This window comes from Streptomyces sp. NPDC027185, assembly GCF_055567035.1.
In genome coordinates this window covers 397,417-415,329 of record NZ_JBVHRF010000006.1, presented here as the reverse complement: position 1 = coordinate 415,329, position 17,913 = coordinate 397,417, and the positions used below count along the sequence as shown (strand labels likewise).

14 protein-coding genes and 1 tRNA gene are annotated in these 17,913 nt (G+C 67.8%); 13 read left to right on the top strand and 2 right to left on the bottom strand.

The window, feature by feature from the left end:
- Positions 1–88: 88 nt before the first annotated feature.
- Together ACZ4M8_RS21860 and ACZ4M8_RS21855 are read right to left on the bottom strand one after the other, a co-directional pair.
- The gene (locus ACZ4M8_RS21860) at positions 89–1,108 is read right to left on the bottom strand and encodes an adenosine deaminase (protein ID WP_467609736.1); all 1,020 of its coding nucleotides are present in this window, start codon (positions 1,106–1,108) and stop codon (positions 89–91) included.
- A gap of 123 nt (positions 1,109–1,231) precedes the next feature.
- Positions 1,232–2,476, bottom strand: a complete 1,245-nt coding sequence (locus tag ACZ4M8_RS21855) for a pyridoxal phosphate-dependent aminotransferase (RefSeq protein ID WP_467609734.1) — start codon at positions 2,474–2,476, stop codon at positions 1,232–1,234.
- Positions 2,477–2,657: 181 nt separating this feature from the next.
- Here ACZ4M8_RS21855 and ACZ4M8_RS21850 point away from each other — a divergent pair.
- The 13 genes from ACZ4M8_RS21850 (at position 2,658) to rpsG (ending at position 17,886) form a co-directional block, all read left to right on the top strand.
- A tRNA-Trp gene (locus tag ACZ4M8_RS21850) sits at positions 2,658–2,730 on the top strand.
- A 109-nt stretch (positions 2,731–2,839) separates the two neighbouring features.
- On the top strand, positions 2,840–3,136 hold the full coding sequence (gene secE / locus ACZ4M8_RS21845; RefSeq protein ID WP_143940023.1) for a preprotein translocase subunit SecE: 297 nt from the start codon (positions 2,840–2,842) through the stop codon (positions 3,134–3,136).
- A 72-nt stretch (positions 3,137–3,208) separates the two neighbouring features.
- On the top strand, positions 3,209–4,084 hold the full coding sequence (gene nusG / locus ACZ4M8_RS21840; RefSeq protein WP_467609732.1) for a transcription termination/antitermination protein NusG: 876 nt from the start codon (positions 3,209–3,211) through the stop codon (positions 4,082–4,084).
- Positions 4,085–4,252: 168 nt separating this feature from the next.
- Positions 4,253–4,687 carry a 50S ribosomal protein L11 gene (gene rplK / locus ACZ4M8_RS21835; protein ID WP_030283474.1) on the top strand — a complete coding sequence of 145 codons (435 nt, stop codon included), beginning with the start codon at positions 4,253–4,255 and terminating at the stop codon, positions 4,685–4,687.
- 112 nt (positions 4,688–4,799) lie between these two features.
- The gene (rplA, locus tag ACZ4M8_RS21830; protein WP_399089189.1) at positions 4,800–5,516 is read left to right on the top strand and encodes a 50S ribosomal protein L1; all 717 of its coding nucleotides are present in this window, start codon (positions 4,800–4,802) and stop codon (positions 5,514–5,516) included.
- Positions 5,517–5,665: 149 nt separating this feature from the next.
- Positions 5,666–6,514 (top strand): SCO4651 family lipoprotein, encoded by an 849-nt coding sequence (locus ACZ4M8_RS21825; RefSeq protein ID WP_467609730.1) that lies wholly within the window; start codon positions 5,666–5,668, stop codon positions 6,512–6,514.
- Between the two features lie 305 nt (positions 6,515–6,819).
- Entirely contained in the window at positions 6,820–7,350 is a 531-nt protein-coding gene (gene rplJ, locus ACZ4M8_RS21820; protein WP_399089195.1) for a 50S ribosomal protein L10, read from the top strand.
- Positions 7,351–7,474: 124 nt separating this feature from the next.
- On the top strand, positions 7,475–7,864 hold the full coding sequence (gene rplL, locus ACZ4M8_RS21815) for a 50S ribosomal protein L7/L12 (RefSeq protein WP_030283468.1): 390 nt from the start codon (positions 7,475–7,477) through the stop codon (positions 7,862–7,864).
- Positions 7,865–8,489: 625 nt separating this feature from the next.
- Positions 8,490–11,972, top strand: coding sequence for a DNA-directed RNA polymerase subunit beta (rpoB, locus tag ACZ4M8_RS21810; protein ID WP_467609728.1), 3,483 nt, complete (start codon positions 8,490–8,492; stop codon positions 11,970–11,972).
- Between the two features lie 123 nt (positions 11,973–12,095).
- Positions 12,096–15,995, top strand: coding sequence for a DNA-directed RNA polymerase subunit beta' (locus tag ACZ4M8_RS21805; RefSeq protein WP_399097038.1), 3,900 nt, complete (start codon positions 12,096–12,098; stop codon positions 15,993–15,995).
- A gap of 160 nt (positions 15,996–16,155) precedes the next feature.
- Positions 16,156–16,692, top strand: a complete 537-nt coding sequence (locus tag ACZ4M8_RS21800; protein WP_467609726.1) for a DUF1707 and DUF4190 domain-containing protein — start codon at positions 16,156–16,158, stop codon at positions 16,690–16,692.
- A 349-nt stretch (positions 16,693–17,041) separates the two neighbouring features.
- Positions 17,042–17,413, top strand: coding sequence for a 30S ribosomal protein S12 (rpsL, locus tag ACZ4M8_RS21795; RefSeq protein WP_003948652.1), 372 nt, complete (start codon positions 17,042–17,044; stop codon positions 17,411–17,413).
- A 2-nt stretch (positions 17,414–17,415) separates the two neighbouring features.
- Complete coding sequence (gene rpsG, locus ACZ4M8_RS21790; protein ID WP_004571813.1) at positions 17,416–17,886, top strand: 30S ribosomal protein S7; 471 nt, start codon at positions 17,416–17,418, stop codon at positions 17,884–17,886.
- The last annotated feature ends 27 nt before the right edge of the window (positions 17,887–17,913 follow it).

The following is a 17,913-nucleotide window of genomic DNA, read 5'->3' as shown; positions in this document are numbered from 1 at the left end:
CGCCGACGCATCCGCAGCCGTTACGACGCCACCGGCCTCCGGCACACCATGGACGGGCCGCGCGCCCGGCCCCGCGCCCCGTACGCCCTCAGCCCGCCAGCCAGGCGTCGATCCCCGCCAGCAGCCGTCCGCGCTCCGGCTCCGGCGCCCGGGAGCCGCGGACCGACTGCCGGGCCAGCTCCGCCAGCTCCGCGTCGGTGAAGCCGTGCACGCGCCGCGCGATGTCGTACTGCGCGGCCAGCCGCGAGCCGAACAGCAGCGGGTCGTCGGCGCCCAGCGCCACCGGCACCCCGGCCTCGAAGAGCGTCCGCAGCGGCACGTCCTCCTGCTTCTCGTACACGCCCAGCGCGACGTTGGACGCCGGACACACCTCGCAGGTCACGCCGCGCTCCGCCAGCCGCCGCAGCAGCGCCGGATCCTCCGCGGCGCGCACCCCGTGGCCGACCCGCCCGGCGTGCAGATCGTCCAGACAGTCCCGCACACTCGCCGGCCCCGACAGCTCCCCGCCGTGCGGCGCCGCCAGCAGCCCGCCCTCCCGCGCGATGGCGAAGGCCCGGTCGAAGTCCCGTGCGAACCCCCGGCGTTCGTCGTTGGAGAGCCCGAACCCGACGACGCCCTGCCCCGCGTAGCGCACCGCGAGCCGGGCCAGCGTCCGGGCGTCCAGCGGATGCTTCATACGGTTCGCCGCGATCACCACCCGCATCCCCAGACCGGTCTCCCGCGAGGCGGCCCGCACCGCGTCCAGGATGATCTCCAGCGCCGGGATCAGCCCGCCCAGCCGGGGCGCGTACGACGTCGGGTCGACCTGGATCTCCAGCCACCCCGACCCGTCCGCGACGTCCTCCTGGGCGGCCTCGCGCACCAGCCGCTGGATGTCCTCGGGGGACCGCAGACAGGACCGGGCGATGTCGTACAGCCGCTGGAAGCGGAACCAGCCCCGCTCATCCGTCGCCCGCAGTTTCGGCGGCTCCCCGCCGCGCAGCGCCTCGGGCAGATGGACGCCGTACTTGTCGGCCAGCTCCAGCAGGGTCGTGCTCCGCATCGACCCCGTGAAGTGCAGGTGCAGATGGGCCTTCGGCAACAGACGCACGTCACGAACGCTCTCCATTCACCGATCTTGCCGCACACACCCGCCACGCCGGTAGCCCGGCCCCCGAACGAGCTGACCGGGGAAAACGCGTACGGGCCACCGGGAGGACCCCGATGACCCGCACGGACGTTCCGCGGACGGCTACCGCGCCTCGGCCAGCAGCCGCTGGATCCGCGTCACGCCCTCGGCCAGATCGTCGTCACCGAGCGCGTACGACAGCCGCAGATAGCCGGGCGTACCGAACGCCTCGCCCGGCACGACCGCGACCTCCGCCTCCTCCAGGATCAGCTCCGCCAGCTCCGCACTGCTGCCCGGCCGCCGCCCGCGGATCTCCTTGCCCAGCACACCCTTCACCGACGGGTAGGCGTAGAACGCGCCCTCCGGCTCCGGGCACACCACCCCGTCGATCTCGTTGAGCATCCGCACGATGGTGCGCCGCCGCCGGTCGAAGGCGGTCCGCATCTCCTCGACGGCCGTCAGATCACCGCTCAGCGCCGCCACCGCCGCCGCCTGCGCGACGTTCGCGACGTTGGACGTGGCGTGCGACTGGAGGTTGGTCGCCGCCTTGACCACGTCCTTCGGCCCGAGCACCCACCCCACCCGCCAGCCGGTCATCGCGTACGTTTTCGCCACGCCGTTGACCACCACGCACCGGTCCCGCAGCTCCGGCACGACCACCGGCAGCGAACAGAACTCCGCGTCGCCGTAGACCAGATGCTCGTAGATCTCGTCGGTCAGCACCCACAGTCCGTGCCGCGCCGCCCACCGGCCGATCGCCTCGACCTGCTCACGCGGGTACACCGCCCCGGTCGGGTTCGACGGCGAGACGAACACCAGCACCTTGGTCCGCTCCGTACGCGCCGCCTCCAACTGCTCGACGCCCACCCGGTACCCGGTCGTCTCATCGGCGACCACCGGCACGGGCACGCCCCCGGCCAGCCGCACGGACTCCGGGTACGTCGTCCAGTACGGCGCCGGGACGATCACCTCGTCGCCCGGGTCGAGCAGCGCCGCGAACGCCTCGTAGATCGCCTGCTTGCCGCCGTTGGTCACCAGGACCTGGGCCGGTTCGACCTCGTACCCCGAATCGCGCCGGGTCTTCTCGACGATCGCCGCCTTCAGTTCGGGCAGCCCGCCGGCCGGGCTGTAGCGGTGGTACTTCGGCAGACGGCAGGCGGCGACGGCCGCCTCCACGATGTAGTCGGGTGTGGGGAAATCGGGCTCCCCGGCGCCGAACCCGATCACCGGGCGGCCGGCGGCCCGCAGGGCCTTGGCCTTGGCGTCGACGGCGAGCGTGGCGGACTCGGAGATGGCCCCGACGCGGGCGGAGACCCGGCGGGACCCGCCCGCGGAACCGGTCGTTTCTGAGTAGGAGACAGCGCTCATGACGGCATCGTCGCAGACCCCGGGCGGCCCGGCCGGGGGCTTTCCCGGCGCCGCCCGGGACGTTTCTGTTCGACGCCCGGCCTCGGAACACGTACACTCGCTGACCGTTGGCTCCCAACCGGGCAGCGCGTTCCACGCACTTGGTGCGCCGGACACATGAGGTAGGTTGGGGGACGCACAAAGGGTCGTAGCTCAATTGGTAGAGCACTGGTCTCCAAAACCAGCGGTTGGGGGTTCAAGTCCCTCCGGCCCTGCTACACGCACTTCTTCACCGCAGTGCGTGCACGCGTACGTACTGAAATGCACCGCCGTGCGGCCGGGCCGGACGCTGTACGGCCACGACCCGGATTCAGGTGAGGACGAGTGACGGACGCCCTGGGCTCCATCGACATGCCTGAGCGCGGTCGTTCCGAGGACGACACCGCGGAGTCGAAGAAGAAGCCCCGTCGCGGCGGTAAGCGCGGCAAGAAGGGCCCGCTCGCACGTATGGCGCTCTTCTACCGCCAGATCGTCGCGGAGCTCCGCAAGGTCGTCTGGCCCTCCCGCAGCCAGCTGTCGACGTACACCACCGTGGTGATCGTCTTCGTCGTCATCATCATCGGTCTCGTAACCGTGATTGACTTGGGGATCAACCGAGTCGTCGGGTACGTCTTCGGCTGATCCCGCGGAGGGCACCTCAGCGGGGTGCCCTTTCGCATGTTCAACCCCTTGAAGCCAGGAAGAAGCAGCCACGTGTCTGACCCGAACCTGAACGACGCCGCCGAGCCCGTCACGGCCGCTGAGGCCGACGTGGACGCGGCCGTCCCGGCCGAGGTCGAGGGCGACGCTGCCGCCGTCTCCGATGGCGAGGGCGCCGTCGACATCGTCGAGGACGCCGACGGCGCCGACGAGATCGACGCCGAGGACACCGAGGCCGGCGAGCCCGCCGAATCCGCCGCCGTCCACGTCGAGGACGAGGCCGAGGAGACCGCCGAGGACGAGGCGGAGCCGGTCGACCCGATCACCGCCCTCCGCGACGAGCTGCGCGGCCTGCCCGGTGAGTGGTACGTCATCCACACCTACGCGGGCTACGAGAAGCGCGTGAAGGCCAACCTGGAGCAGCGCGCCGTCTCGCTCAACGTCGAGGACTTCATCTACCAGGCCGAGGTCCCCGAGGAAGAGATCGTCCAGATCAAGAACGGCGAGCGGAAGAACGTCCGCCAGAACAAGCTCCCGGGCTACGTGCTCGTGCGCATGGATCTGACGAACGAGTCCTGGGGCGTCGTCCGCAACACCCCCGGCGTCACCGGCTTCGTGGGCAACGCCTACGACCCGTACCCGCTCACGCTGGACGAGATCGTCAAGATGCTCGCCCCGGAGGCCGAGGAGAAGGCCGCCAAGGAAGCCGCCGCGGCCGAGGGCAAGCCGGCGCCGCAGCGGAAGGTCGAGGTCCAGGTGCTGGACTTCGAGGTGGGCGACTCCGTCACCGTCACCGACGGCCCGTTCGCGACGCTCCAGGCCACGATCAACGAGATCAACGCCGACTCGAAGAAGGTCAAGGGCCTCGTCGAGATCTTCGGCCGCGAGACCCCGGTCGAGCTGAGCTTCGACCAGATCCAGAAGAACTGACGCTCTTCCGGACACCCGCTTCCGATCAGGTCAGACCGGCTCTCGCAGCCTGTCTGACCTGCTCGGTTTTCGGCCGCGCGACTATACCCGTTATCGTTGTGCGGTATGCCTCCATCCGGATGACCGGATAGCGGGGCGAACCACCTCTCACTAGGACCCGGAGAGAGCATGCCTCCCAAGAAGAAGAAGGTCACGGGGCTCATCAAGCTCCAGATCCAGGCCGGTGCCGCGAACCCGGCCCCGCCGGTCGGCCCCGCGCTGGGTCAGCACGGCGTGAACATCATGGAGTTCTGCAAGGCCTACAACGCCGCGACCGAGTCGCAGCGCGGCATGGTCGTGCCGGTGGAGATCACGGTCTACGAAGACCGTTCCTTCACCTTCGTGACCAAGACCCCGCCGGCCGCGAAGCTGATCCTTAAGGCCGCCGGTGTGGACAAGGGCTCCGGCGAGCCCCACACCAAGAAGGTCGCGAAGATCACCGACGCCCAGGTGCGCGAGATCGCCACGACCAAGATGCCCGACCTCAACGCCAACGACCTGGACGCCGCCGCGAAGATCATCGCGGGCACCGCCCGGTCCATGGGCGTCACCGTCGAGGGCTGACAGCTCGTACCGGCGTAACCGCCACCCGTGGCAGGGCCAGGCGCTGGCCCGCACCACGACTCCATCCTCCGCGCGGTGAGAACCGCACGGTCGCACCTGTTCAGGAGCAGCAGTGAAGCGCAGCAAGACTCTTCGCAACGCGGACGCGAAGATCGACCGGGAGCGTCTGTACGCCCCGCTCGAGGCCGTCCGTCTCGCCAAGGACACCTCGTCCGCCAAGTTCGACGCGACCGTCGAGGTTGCCATGCGTCTGGGTGTCGACCCGCGCAAGGCCGACCAGATGGTCCGCGGCACCGTGAACCTCCCGCACGGCACCGGTAAGACCGCCCGGGTCCTGGTCTTCGCGACCGGTGACCGTGCTGCGGCCGCGGAGGCCGCGGGCGCCGACATCGTCGGCTCCGACGAACTGATCGACGAGGTCTCCAAGGGCCGTCTGGACTTCGACGCCGTCGTCGCCACCCCGGACCTCATGGGCAAGGTCGGCCGCCTCGGCCGCGTGCTCGGTCCCCGTGGTCTGATGCCGAACCCGAAGACCGGCACCGTCACCCCGGACGTCGCCAAGGCTGTCACCGACATCAAGGGCGGCAAGATCGAGTTCCGCGTGGACAAGCACGCGAACCTCCACTTCATCATCGGCAAGGTCTCCTTCGACGAGTCCAAGCTGGTGGAGAACTACGCCGCGGCGCTCGAGGAGATCAACCGCCTCAAGCCGTCCGCCGCGAAGGGCCGCTACATCAAGAAGGCGACCATCACCACCACGATGGGCCCCGGCATCCCGCTGGACGCCAACCGCACCCGCAACCTCCTCGTGGAGGAAGAGGCCGTCTGATCCGCGTGATCGACGTGCCTCCAGCGCGCGCAGCATGACGCAGGCCCCGTGTCCGGAACCGGACACGGGGCCTGTTGCGTGCTGTGTCGGTGGGGTGCATTAGAGTCACCTCCGCATTCCGCACAGCGATTTCCTAGGGGGAGCCTCAGATGCGTAGCACGCGAATCACCGCCGCAGTGGCGGGGGTTGTTCTGCTGGTGGGCGGTCTCAGCGCCTGTAACAACGGCGCCAAGGGGTCCGGCAGCGGCGGCGGTGACGCCGCGGGCGGCGACAAGGCGGCGCAGGGCCCGGCGGACGCCCTGAAGGCGGCCAAGGAGGCCACGGCGGCCAAGAACTCCGCGAAGTTCGACGGCACGACGGAGACCACCAACGCCAACGGCCGGTTCAAGCAGACCACCAAGGGCGGTCTCGACTGGTCGCAGGGCATGCAGATGAACGTCGAGAACACCCTCTCCGGTGCCAAGAGCCCCACCGGCGGCAAGCCGATCAAGGCGCTCTACACCCAGGACGCGGTGTACATGAACATGGGCTCGGCCATGCCCGGCGCGGGCGGCAAGCCCTGGGTCAAGTACTCCTACGAGGCCCTGTCGAAGCAGATGGGCGCGTCCGGCACCGCCGTCAAGGACGTCCTCAACAACGCCAACCCGAGCATGCCGATCGAGCTGCTGATGGCCTCCGGCACCGCCAAGGTCGTCGGCAAGGAGCAGGTCAACGGCGTCGAGGCGACGCACTACACCGGCACCGTCACCATGGCCGACCTGAGCAAGAACCTCAGCAAGGAGATCCGCGACGCCGTCCAGAAGCAGCTGGAGCAGGGCGGGGCGAAGAGCGAGAAGCTCGACCTCTGGATCGACGGTGACAACCTCCTGGTGAAGAAGGAGGAGCACGTCTCCGGCAAGATGCCCACCGACGCGACGGCGTTCTACACCGACTACGGCACCAAGGTCACCGTCGAGCCGCCGCCGGCGAGCCAGACGATGACCGCCCCCGGCGCCTGACCGAGGCGCGGAACCGCAGGCGAGGGGCGTGACGGCGCCCCTCGCGGCGGATTTGCCTGCGCGTGGGCCGTTCGCGTACCGTACCGAGGAAGCCAAAGACCGCTGGTTGTCTCTGCGCGTCCTTCTCGGGGCGCGTGGTGGCCGAAGGATCCGCTAGCTGCGGACGGCCTGCGCAGGTATGTGTGGATGAACTCCCGGACGCTCCGTCGGACGGTTGAGTCACGCCCCGTGCGCCTGCGCCGGGGCGTTTGTTTTGCCCAGCCCCTTCTGCGCGGTCCTCATCACCCGGAAGGAGGCCGAGGCTCATGGCAAGTCCCGACAAGGTCGCAGCTGTCGAGGAGATCACGGACAAGTTCCGTAACTCCAACGCTGCTGTCGTCACCGCGTACACCGGACTTACCGTCGCGCAGATCAAGGATCTGCGCCGTTCGCTCGGTGACAACGCTCAGTACCGTGTGGTGAAGAACACGCTGACCAAGATCGCGGCCCAGGAGGCCGGGATCTCCGTGCTGGACGAGCACCTTCAGGGCTCGACGGCCGTCGCCTTCGTCACCGGTGACCCGGTCGAGGCGGCGAAGGGTCTTCGTGACTTCGCCAAGGAGAACCAGAACCTCGTCATCAAGGGCGGTGTCTTCGAAGGGAAGGCGCTCTCTGCTGACGACATCAAGAAGCTTGCGGACCTCGAGTCCCGCGAGGTTCTGCTCAGCAAGCTGGCCGGTGCCATGAAGGGCAAGCAGTCGCAGGCTGCCTCTGTCTTCCAGGCGCTGCCGTCGAAGCTCGTCCGCACCGTGGACGCGCTCCGTGCCCAGCAGGCCGAGCAGGGCGGTGCCGAGTAATTCGGCTCGCACATTGGCGGCTTCCGTCTAGGCGTGCCTAGGCGGAGCGGCCACAGCGGGCCCGACGTACGCCCGCCTGACATGTACATCCGGCACCAGCCGAATTAGTGGAAGGACCGCCACCATGGCGAAGCTCAGCCAGGAAGACCTGCTCGCGCAGTTCGAGGAGATGACCCTCATCGAGCTCTCCGAGTTCGTGAAGGCGTTCGAGGAGAAGTTCGACGTCACCGCCGCCGCTGCCGCGCCGGTCGTCGTTGCCGGTGGCGCCGCCGCCGGTGGCGACGCTGCCGCCGCCGAGGAGCAGGACGAGTTCGACGTCATCCTCACCGGTGCCGGCGACAAGAAGATCCAGGTCATCAAGGTCGTGCGTGAGCTGACCTCCCTGGGTCTGAAGGAGGCCAAGGACCTCGTGGACGGCACCCCGAAGCCGGTCCTGGAGAAGGTCGACAAGGCTGCCGCCGACAAGGCCGCCGAGGCCCTCAAGGGCGCCGGCGCCTCCGTCGAGGTCAAGTGACCTCACTGAGTCTCCGACTCGCGTCCTGAACGCCCTCGCGGCGTAGCGGGACCAGCGAAGGGCGATCACCCAAGCGGGTGGTCGCCCTTCGGCGTGCTCGTCACGGCTGCGGCGCCCCCGCCGACGTGCGAGTATGGTGATCTTCGTCGTCCGGACGTGGGCCGTGTGACGTTCCCGCCGGGGCAGGGGGCCTTGACGAACCGCACGTGGCGCGCAATTCTCGGGACGCGATGCGAAGCGGTCCGAGCTCCGAGGCATGGATCGCGGGCGAAGAGGGAAGCATCGATGTGCGCCACAGGCGCGGGGCTTTCGGCAGGCGCAGGGCATTGAACGCACAGCAGAACAACGAGGGGTTCCTCCGGTGTGGAGGTGCCACCTCCCGGAGGGAGAAGAGCGGTATCACGGCGTTGAACCGGTCTTCCGGAAACTCGCTCTGGACATCAGTGGGCCAAGTGGCTACACTGACCCTTTGCGCTGCCTGTTAGCTGCTCCCTGCCCGTCACCAGGGGCATACCCGAAGTAGAACATCACTGATCGAACCGCTCTGACCTGGGCTTTCCCTCAGTCTGTTCCTCTCGGGACCGGTACGCGCGTAGTGAGTCCGAGCCCTCGGAAGGACCCCCTCTTGGCCGCCTCGCGCAACGCCTCGACTGCCAATACGAACAACGGCGACAGCACCGCCCCGCTGCGCATCTCCTTTGCGAAGATCAAGGAGCCCCTCGGGGTTCCGAACCTCCTTGCGCTGCAGACCGAAAGCTTCGACTGGCTGCTCGGCAACGCCGCATGGAAGGGTCGCGTCGAGGCTGCGCTGGAGAGTGGGCAGGAAGTTCCCACCAAGTCCGGTCTGGAAGAGATCTTCGAAGAGATCTCCCCGATCGAGGACTTCTCCGGGTCGATGTCGCTGACGTTCCGCGACCACCGCTTCGAGCCCCCGAAGAACAGCATCGACGAGTGCAAGGAGCGCGACTTCACGTACGCGGCTCCGCTCTTCGTCACCGCCGAGTTCACCAACAACGAGACCGGCGAGATCAAGTCCCAGACGGTCTTCATGGGCGACTTCCCGCTCATGACCAACAAGGGCACCTTCTGCATCAACGGCACCGAGCGTGTCGTCGTCTCGCAGCTGGTCCGCTCGCCGGGTGTCTACTTCGACAGCTCCATCGACAAGACGTCCGACAAGGACATCTTCTCCGCCAAGGTCATCCCCTCCCGTGGTGCCTGGCTGGAGCTGGAGATCGACAAGCGCGACATGGTCGGTGTGCGCATCGACCGTAAGCGCAAGCAGTCCGTGACCGTCCTGCTCAAGGCGCTCGGTTGGACGACCGAGCAGATCCTTGAGGAGTTCGGCGAGTACGAGTCCATGCGCGCCACCCTGGAGAAGGACCACACCCAGGGCCAGGACGACGCGCTGCTCGACATCTACCGCAAGCTGCGTCCGGGCGAGCCGCCGACGCGCGAGGCCGCGCAGACGCTGCTGGAGAACCTCTACTTCAACCCCAAGCGCTACGACCTCGCGAAGGTCGGCCGCTACAAGGTCAACAAGAAGCTCGGCGGCGACGAGCCGCTCGACGCCGGTGTGCTCACCACCGACGACATCATCGCCACGATCAAGTACCTGGTGAAGCTGCACGCCGGTGAGACCGAGACGATCGGTGAGAACGGCACGGAGATCGTCGTCGAGACCGACGACATCGACCACTTCGGCAACCGCCGTCTGCGCAACGTCGGCGAGCTGATCCAGAACCAGGTCCGTACGGGTCTCGCCCGTATGGAGCGCGTCGTGCGTGAGCGTATGACCACCCAGGACGTCGAGGCGATCACGCCGCAGACCCTGATCAACATCCGGCCGGTCGTCGCCTCCATCAAGGAGTTCTTCGGCACCAGCCAGCTGTCGCAGTTCATGGACCAGACGAACCCGCTGTCGGGCCTGACCCACAAGCGCCGTCTGTCCGCGCTGGGCCCCGGCGGTCTCTCCCGTGAGCGGGCCGGTCTGGACGTCCGTGACGTGCACCCCTCGCACTACGGCCGTATGTGCCCGATCGAGACGCCCGAAGGCCCGAACATCGGTCTGATCGGCTCGCTCGCCTCCTACGGACGGGTCAACGTCTTCGGCTTCATCGAGACGCCGTACCGCAAGGTCGTCGACGGCCAGGTCACGGAGGAGGTGGACTACCTCACCGCGGATGAGGAGGACCGCTTCCTGATCGCGCAGGCCAACGCGAAGCTCACCGATGACATGCGCTTCGCCGAGCAGCGTGTGCTGGTCCGCCGCCGTGGCGGCGAGGTCGACCTCGTCCCCGCCGACGAGGTGGACTTCATGGACGTCTCGCCGCGCCAGATGGTGTCGGCCGCGACCGCCATGATCCCGTTCCTGGAGCACGACGACGCCAACCGCGCGCTCATGGGATCGAACATGATGCGCCAGGCCGTTCCGCTGATCAAGGCGGAGTCGCCGCTGGTCGGCACCGGCATGGAGTACCGCTGCGCGGTCGACGCCGGCGACGTCATCAAGGCGGAGAAGGACGGTGTGGTCCAGGAGGTCTCCGCGGACTACATCACCGTCGCCAACGACGACGGCACGTACACCACGTACCGCGTCGCCAAGTTCACCCGTTCCAACCAGGGCACCTCCTTCAACCAGAAGGTCGTCGTGGACGAGGGCGCGCGGGTCATCGAGGGCCAGGTCCTCGCCGACGGTCCGTCCACGGACGAAGGCGAGATGGCGCTCGGCAAGAACCTGCTCGTGGCGTTCATGCCCTGGGAGGGTCACAACTACGAGGACGCGATCATCCTGTCGCAGCGCCTCGTGCAGGACGACGTCCTCTCCTCGATCCACATCGAGGAGCACGAGGTCGACGCCCGTGACACCAAGCTCGGCCCGGAGGAGATCACCCGGGACATCCCGAACGTCTCCGAAGAGGTCCTCTCCGACCTCGACGAGCGCGGCATCATCCGGATCGGTGCCGAGGTCGTCGCCGGCGACATCCTCGTCGGCAAGGTCACGCCCAAGGGTGAGACCGAGCTGACCCCCGAGGAGCGTCTGCTCCGCGCGATCTTCGGTGAGAAGGCGCGCGAGGTCCGTGACACCTCGCTGAAGGTGCCGCACGGTGAGATCGGCAAGGTCATCGGCGTCCGCGTCTTCGACCGCGAGGAGGGCGACGAGCTGCCCCCGGGCGTGAACCAGCTGGTCCGCGTCTACGTCGCGCAGAAGCGCAAGATCACCGACGGTGACAAGCTCGCCGGCCGCCACGGCAACAAGGGCGTCATCTCGAAGATCCTGCCGGTCGAGGACATGCCGTTCCTGGAGGACGGCACCCCGGTCGACATCATCCTCAACCCGCTGGGTGTCCCGTCCCGAATGAACCCGGGTCAGGTCCTGGAGATCCACCTCGGCTGGCTCGCCAGCCAGGGCTGGAAGGTCGAGGGCAGCGAGGACTGGCAGCAGCGGCTGCAGGCGATCGGCGCCGACGACGTCGCGCCGCGCACCAACGTCGCCACCCCGGTCTTCGACGGTGCGCGCGAGGACGAGCTGGCGGGTCTCTTCGACTCGACGCTCCCCAACCGCGACGGCGAGCGGATGGTGAAGTCCTCCGGCAAGGCCCAGCTGTTCGACGGCCGCTCCGGCGAGCCGTTCCCGGACCCGATCTCGGTCGGGTACATGTACATCCTCAAGCTGCACCACCTGGTCGACGACAAGCTGCACGCCCGCTCGACCGGTCCGTACTCGATGATCACCCAGCAGCCGCTGGGTGGTAAGGCCCAGTTCGGTGGCCAGCGCTTCGGTGAGATGGAGGTGTGGGCGCTGGAGGCGTACGGCGCCGCGTACGCCCTCCAGGAGCTGCTCACGATCAAGTCCGACGACGTCACCGGCCGCGTGAAGGTCTACGAGGCCATCGTCAAGGGCGAGAACATCCCCGAGCCCGGCATTCCCGAGTCCTTCAAGGTGCTCATCAAGGAAATGCAGTCGCTCTGCCTCAACGTGGAGGTGCTGTCCTCGGACGGTATGTCCATCGAGATGCGCGACACCGACGAGGACGTCTTCCGCGCGGCGGAAGAGCTCGGTATCGACCTGTCCCGGCGCGAGCCGAGCAGCGTCGAAGAGGTCTGACGGGTCTGGCCGGGGCCTCCTTGCGGGGCCCCGGCCAACCCCGGACCCCGTCAGACCAAGATTGAGACTCGTCCCTGACAGCAACAATTGTCGGGGCAACCCCCGAAGGTGGGATTGACGACAGTGCTCGACGTCAACTTCTTCGACGAGCTGCGGATCGGCCTCGCCACCGCTGACGACATCCGTCAGTGGTCGCACGGTGAGGTCAAGAAGCCGGAGACCATCAACTACCGCACCCTCAAGCCCGAAAAGGACGGACTCTTCTGCGAGAAGATCTTCGGTCCGACGCGGGACTGGGAGTGCTACTGCGGTAAGTACAAGCGCGTCCGCTTCAAGGGCATCATCTGCGAGCGCTGCGGCGTCGAGGTCACTCGCGCCAAGGTGCGCCGTGAGCGGATGGGCCACATCGAGCTGGCCGCTCCCGTGACCCACATCTGGTACTTCAAGGGCGTGCCGAGCCGGCTGGGCTACCTGCTGGACCTCGCGCCGAAGGACCTCGAAAAGGTCATCTACTTCGCCGCCTACATGATCACCTGGGTGGACGAGGAGCGTCGTACGCGCGACCTGCCCTCGCTGGAGGCGCACGTCTCCGTCGAGCGCCAGCAGATCGAGCAGCGCCGCGACTCCGACCTGGAGGCCCGCGCCAAGAAGCTCGAGACCGACCTGGCCGAGCTGGAGGCCGAGGGCGCCAAGGCCGATGTGCGCCGCAAGGTGCGCGAGGGTGCCGAGCGCGAGATGAAGCAGCTGCGCGACCGCGCGCAGCGCGAGATCGACCGTCTCGACGAGGTCTGGAACCGCTTCAAGAACCTCAAGGTCCAGGACCTGGAGGGCGACGAGCTGCTCTACCGCGAGCTGCGTGACCGCTTCGGCACGTACTTCGACGGTTCGATGGGCGCCGCCTCGCTGCAGAAGCGTCTGGAGACCTTCGACCTCGACGAGGAGGCCGAGCGCCTCCGCGAGATCATCCGTACCGGCAAGGGCCAGAAGAAGACCCGTGCGCTCAAGCGCCTCAAGGTCGTCTCCGCCTTCCTGCAGACCCGCAACAGCCCCAAGGGCATGGTGCTGGACTGCATCCCGGTCATCCCCCCGGACCTGCGTCCGATGGTGCAGCTGGACGGTGGCCGCTTCGCGACCTCCGACCTGAACGACCTGTACCGCCGCGTGATCAACCGCAACAACCGCCTGAAGCGGCTTCTCGACCTCGGCGCCCCCGAGATCATCGTGAACAACGAGAAGCGCATGCTCCAGGAGGCCGTCGACGCGCTCTTCGACAACGGCCGCCGCGGCCGCCCGGTGACGGGCCCCGGCAACCGTCCGCTGAAGTCGCTGTCCGACATGCTCAAGGGCAAGCAGGGCCGCTTCCGTCAGAACCTGCTCGGTAAGCGTGTGGACTACTCCGCGCGTTCCGTCATCGTCGTCGGCCCGCAGCTCAAGCTGCACCAGTGCGGTCTGCCGAAGGCCATGGCGCTGGAGCTCTTCAAGCCGTTCGTGATGAAGCGCCTGGTGGACCTGAACCACGCGCAGAACATCAAGTCGGCGAAGCGGATGGTCGAGCGCGGCCGCACGGTCGTGTACGACGTCCTCGAAGAGGTCATCGCCGAGCACCCGGTGCTGCTGAACCGTGCGCCCACCCTGCACCGCCTCGGCATCCAGGCCTTCGAGCCGCAGCTGGTCGAGGGCAAGGCCATCCAGATCCACCCGCTCGTCTGCACCGCGTTCAACGCGGACTTCGACGGTGACCAGATGGCCGTCCACCTGCCGCTCTCCGCGGAGGCGCAGGCCGAGGCCCGCATCCTGATGCTGTCCTCGAACAACATCCTCAAGCCGGCCGACGGCCGTCCGGTCACCATGCCGACGCAGGACATGGTCCTGGGTCTGTTCTTCCTCACCACCGACGAGGAGGAGCGCAAGGTCATCGGTGAGGGCCGCGCGTTCGGTTCGGTCGCCGAGGCGATCATGGCGTTCGACGCCAAGGAGCTGTCGCTCCAGGCGAAGGTCGACATCCGCTTCCCGATCGGTACGGTCCCGCCGCGGGGCTTCGTCCCGCCGGTCGCCGAAGAGGGCGAGCCGGAGTGGCAGCAGGGTGACTCGTTCCGTCTGCGGACGACCCTGGGCCGCGCGCTCTTCAACGAGCTGCTGCCCGAGGACTACCCGTTCGTCGACTACTCGGTGGGCAAGAAGCAGCTCTCCGCGATCGTCAACGACCTCGCCGAGCGCTACCCCAAGGTGATCGTGGCGGCGACGCTCGACAACCTGAAGGCGGCCGGCTTCCACTGGGCGACCCGTTCCGGCGTCACCGTCGCCGTCTCGGACATCGTCGTCCCGGAGGCCAAGAAGGGCATCGTCGCGGGCTACGAGGCCCAGGACGAGAAGGTCCAGAAGCAGTACGAGCGCGGTCTGATCACCAAGGACGAGCGCACTCAGGAACTGATCAACATCTGGACCAAGGCGACCAACGAGGTCGCCGAGGCGATGAACGAGAACTTCCCCAAGACGAACCCCATCTTCATGATGGTTGACTCGGGTGCCCGAGGAAACATGATGCAGATGCGGCAGATCGCCGGTATGCGTGGTCTGGTGTCGAACGCGAAGAACGAGACCATCCCGCGTCCCATCAAGGCCTCGTTCCGCGAGGGTCTGTCCGTGCTGGAGTACTTCATCTCCACGCACGGTGCCCGTAAGGGTCTGGCGGACACCGCCCTGCGTACCGCCGACTCGGGTTACCTGACCCGTCGTCTGGTGGACGTCTCGCAGGACGTGATCATCCGCGAGGAGGACTGCGGCACCGAGCGTGGCCTCAAGCTGAAGATCGCGACCCGCGGCGCCGACGGCTCCCTGCGCAAGACGGACGACGTGGAGTCGAGCGTCTACGCCCGGATGCTGGCCGAGGACGTCGTCGTCGACGGCAAGGTCATCGCCTCCGCCAACGTCGACCTCGGCGACGTGCTCATCGACCAGCTGGTCGCGCACGGCGTCGAGGAGGTCAAGACCCGCTCGGTCCTGACTTGTGAGTCGGCGGTCGGCACCTGCGCCTTCTGCTACGGCCGCTCGCTGGCCACCGGCAAGCTGGTCGACATCGGTGAGGCGGTCGGCATCATCGCCGCCCAGTCCATCGGTGAGCCCGGCACCCAGCTGACGATGCGTACCTTCCACACCGGTGGTGTGGCCGGTGACGACATCACCCTGGGTCTGCCGCGTGTCGTCGAGCTCTTCGAGGCGCGTACCCCCAAGGGTGTCGCCCCGATCTCGGAGGCGGCCGGCCGCGTCCGCATCGAGGAGACCGAGAAGACCAAGAAGGTTGTCGTCACCCCGGACGACGGCAGTGACGAGACGGCGTACGGCGTCTCCAAGCGCGCCCGTCTGCTGGTGGGCGAGGGCGACCACGTCGAGGTCGGCCAGCCGCTGACCCTGGGTGCCATCAACCCGCACGACGTGCTGCGGATCCTCGGCCAGCGTGCCGTCCAGGTCCACCTCGTCGGCGAGGTCCAGAAGGTCTACAACAGCCAGGGCGTGGCGATCCACGACAAGCACATCGAGATCATCATCCGGCAGATGCTGCGCCGCGTGACGATCATCGAGTCCGGCGACGCGGAGCTGCTGCCGGGCGAGCTGGTGGAGCGCTCGAAGTTCGAGGGCGAGAACCGTCGCGTCGTGGCGGAAGGCGGCCACCCGGCCTCCGGCCGTCCGCAGCTGATGGGTATCACCAAGGCTTCGCTGGCGACGGAATCCTGGCTGTCGGCCGCCTCCTTCCAGGAGACGACCCGAGTGCTGACGGACGCGGCGATCAACGCCAAGTCCGACAGCCTCATCGGCCTCAAGGAGAACGTCATCATCGGTAAGCTCATCCCGGCCGGTACGGGCCTGTCCCGCTACCGCAACATCCGGGTGGAGCCCACCGAGGAGGCCAAGGCCGCGATGTACTCGGCCGTCGGTTACGACGACATCGACTACTCGCCCTTCGGCACCGGCTCCGGCCAGGCGGTCCCGCTGGAGGACTACGACTACGGTCCGTACAACCAGTAAGGGCCCGGTCCGCACGACGCCACAGGGCGGTCATCCCGTACGGGGTGGCCGCCCTGCGGCGTTGCCGGCGGATGCGCCGCGGACCACGGAACTCGCGCTCCCATTGCTGCGTCTGTGATGAGAAGATGGGCATCAACTGTCGAGCGGGGGAGGATCGCGCATGGCATTCCAGCCCTGGCAGGGTGGGCAGCCCGCTCAGCCGCATCAGGTACCGGCGATGCGTGCCTCGCACGCGGACCGTGAGCGTACGGTCGACGTGCTGAAGGCCGGGTTCGCCGAGGGGCGGCTCGCGCAGGGGGAGTACGAGCAGCGGATCGGCCGTGCCTACCAGGCGCAGACCCACGCCGAGCTGCAGATGCTGGTGGCGGACCTGCCGACGGGCCCGGTGGCCCCGTCGCAGTTCGAGCCGCGGCCGGTCCCGGCGACGTTCATGCCGGTCGCACCGATGCCGGTGCCGCCGCAGACCAACAGTTCCGCCACCGCCGCGCTGGTGTGCGGCATCCTGACGCCGGTGACGTGGGGGGTGACCGCGATCCCCGCGGTGATCCTCGGCCACAAGGCGCGCGCGGAGGTGCGGCGGACCGGTGAGCGCGGCGACGGCCAGGCGCTGGCCGGGCTGGTCCTGGGCTGGCTGGGCATCGGCGGCTGGGCGCTCTTCATCGGGCTCATGATGATCGCGTTGGTGGCCGGCGGCTGATCCGCCGGCCCGTGCGGCCCCGCGGAGGGTGACGGGCGGGTGACGCCCGTTGAACCGTATGGGTGACGTTCCGTGAGCACTCCGACCGGTTGCGCCCGGCGTGTCGGCCGCGGAGCATTTGTTTTGACCGGAGTCGGTGAGGTAGGTACGCTCAGACCTTGTGCCTGGGGTGTGCCCTGGCTGCCATGCGTGTCTTCAACCGTATGGAGCCACTACCGGCCACGCCGCAATCTGTGCCCGTTTTCCGCCTCGCGGAGAGTGCTGCAGTGTTCGACACACCCGACCTCGTGGGTCGGTAGGTGTTCCAGGTTAGCTTTACCGTGATCGGCACACAGAAACCGGAGAAGTAGTGCCTACGATCCAGCAGCTGGTCCGTAAGGGCCGGCAGGACAAGGTCGAGAAGAACAAGACGCCCGCACTTGAGGGTTCGCCCCAGCGCCGTGGCGTCTGCACGCGTGTGTTCACGACCACCCCGAAGAAGCCGAACTCGGCCCTGCGTAAGGTCGCGCGTGTGCGTCTGACCAGCGGGATCGAGGTCACTGCTTACATTCCGGGTGAGGGCCACAACCTCCAGGAGCACTCGATCGTGCTCGTGCGTGGCGGCCGTGTGAAGGACCTGCCGGGTGTTCGGTACAAGATCATCCGCGGCTCCCTCGACACGCAGGGCGTCAAGAACCGCAAGCAGGCTCGCAGCCGCTACGGCGCCAAGAAGGAGAAGTAAGAATGCCTCGTAAGGGCCCCGCCCCGAAGCGCCCGGTCATCATCGACCCGGTTTACGGTTCTCCTCTGGTGACCTCCCTCATCAACAAGGTTCTGCTGAACGGCAAGCGCTCCACCGCTGAGCGCATCGTTTACGGCGCCATGGAGGGCCTGCGCGAGAAGACCGGCAACGACCCGGTCATCACGCTCAAGCGCGCGCTCGAGAACATCAAGCCGACCCTCGAGGTCAAGTCCCGCCGTGTCGGTGGCGCGACCTACCAGGTCCCGGTCGAGGTCAAGCCCGGCCGCGCCGCCACCCTCTCGCTCCGCTGGCTCGTGGGCTACTCCCGCGCCCGTCGCGAGAAGACCATGACCGAGCGCCTCATGAACGAACTGCTCGACGCCTCCAACGGCCTCGGCGCTTCGGTCAAGAAGCGTGAGGACACGCACAAGATGGCCGAGTCCAACAAGGCCTTCGCGCACTACCGCTGGTAGTCGCAACCCCCATCGAGACCGAGAGAA

Excerpts from the sequence above, each read along its gene's own strand:
- rplK (WP_030283474.1), top strand. The coding sequence starts at position 4,253 with ATGCCTCCCAAGAAGAAGAAGGTCACGGGGCTCATCAAGCTCCAGATC.
- ACZ4M8_RS21855 (WP_467609734.1), bottom strand. The coding sequence starts at position 2,476 with ATGAGCGCTGTCTCCTACTCAGAAACGACCGGTTCCGCGGGCGGGTCC.
- rplJ (WP_399089195.1), top strand. The coding sequence starts at position 6,820 with ATGGCAAGTCCCGACAAGGTCGCAGCTGTCGAGGAGATCACGGACAAG.
- ACZ4M8_RS21825 (WP_467609730.1), top strand. The coding sequence starts at position 5,666 with ATGCGTAGCACGCGAATCACCGCCGCAGTGGCGGGGGTTGTTCTGCTG.
- ACZ4M8_RS21860 (WP_467609736.1), bottom strand. The coding sequence starts at position 1,108 with ATGGAGAGCGTTCGTGACGTGCGTCTGTTGCCGAAGGCCCATCTGCAC.
- rplL (WP_030283468.1), top strand. The coding sequence starts at position 7,475 with ATGGCGAAGCTCAGCCAGGAAGACCTGCTCGCGCAGTTCGAGGAGATG.
- rpsG (WP_004571813.1), top strand. The coding sequence starts at position 17,416 with ATGCCTCGTAAGGGCCCCGCCCCGAAGCGCCCGGTCATCATCGACCCG.
- ACZ4M8_RS21800 (WP_467609726.1), top strand. The coding sequence starts at position 16,156 with ATGGCATTCCAGCCCTGGCAGGGTGGGCAGCCCGCTCAGCCGCATCAG.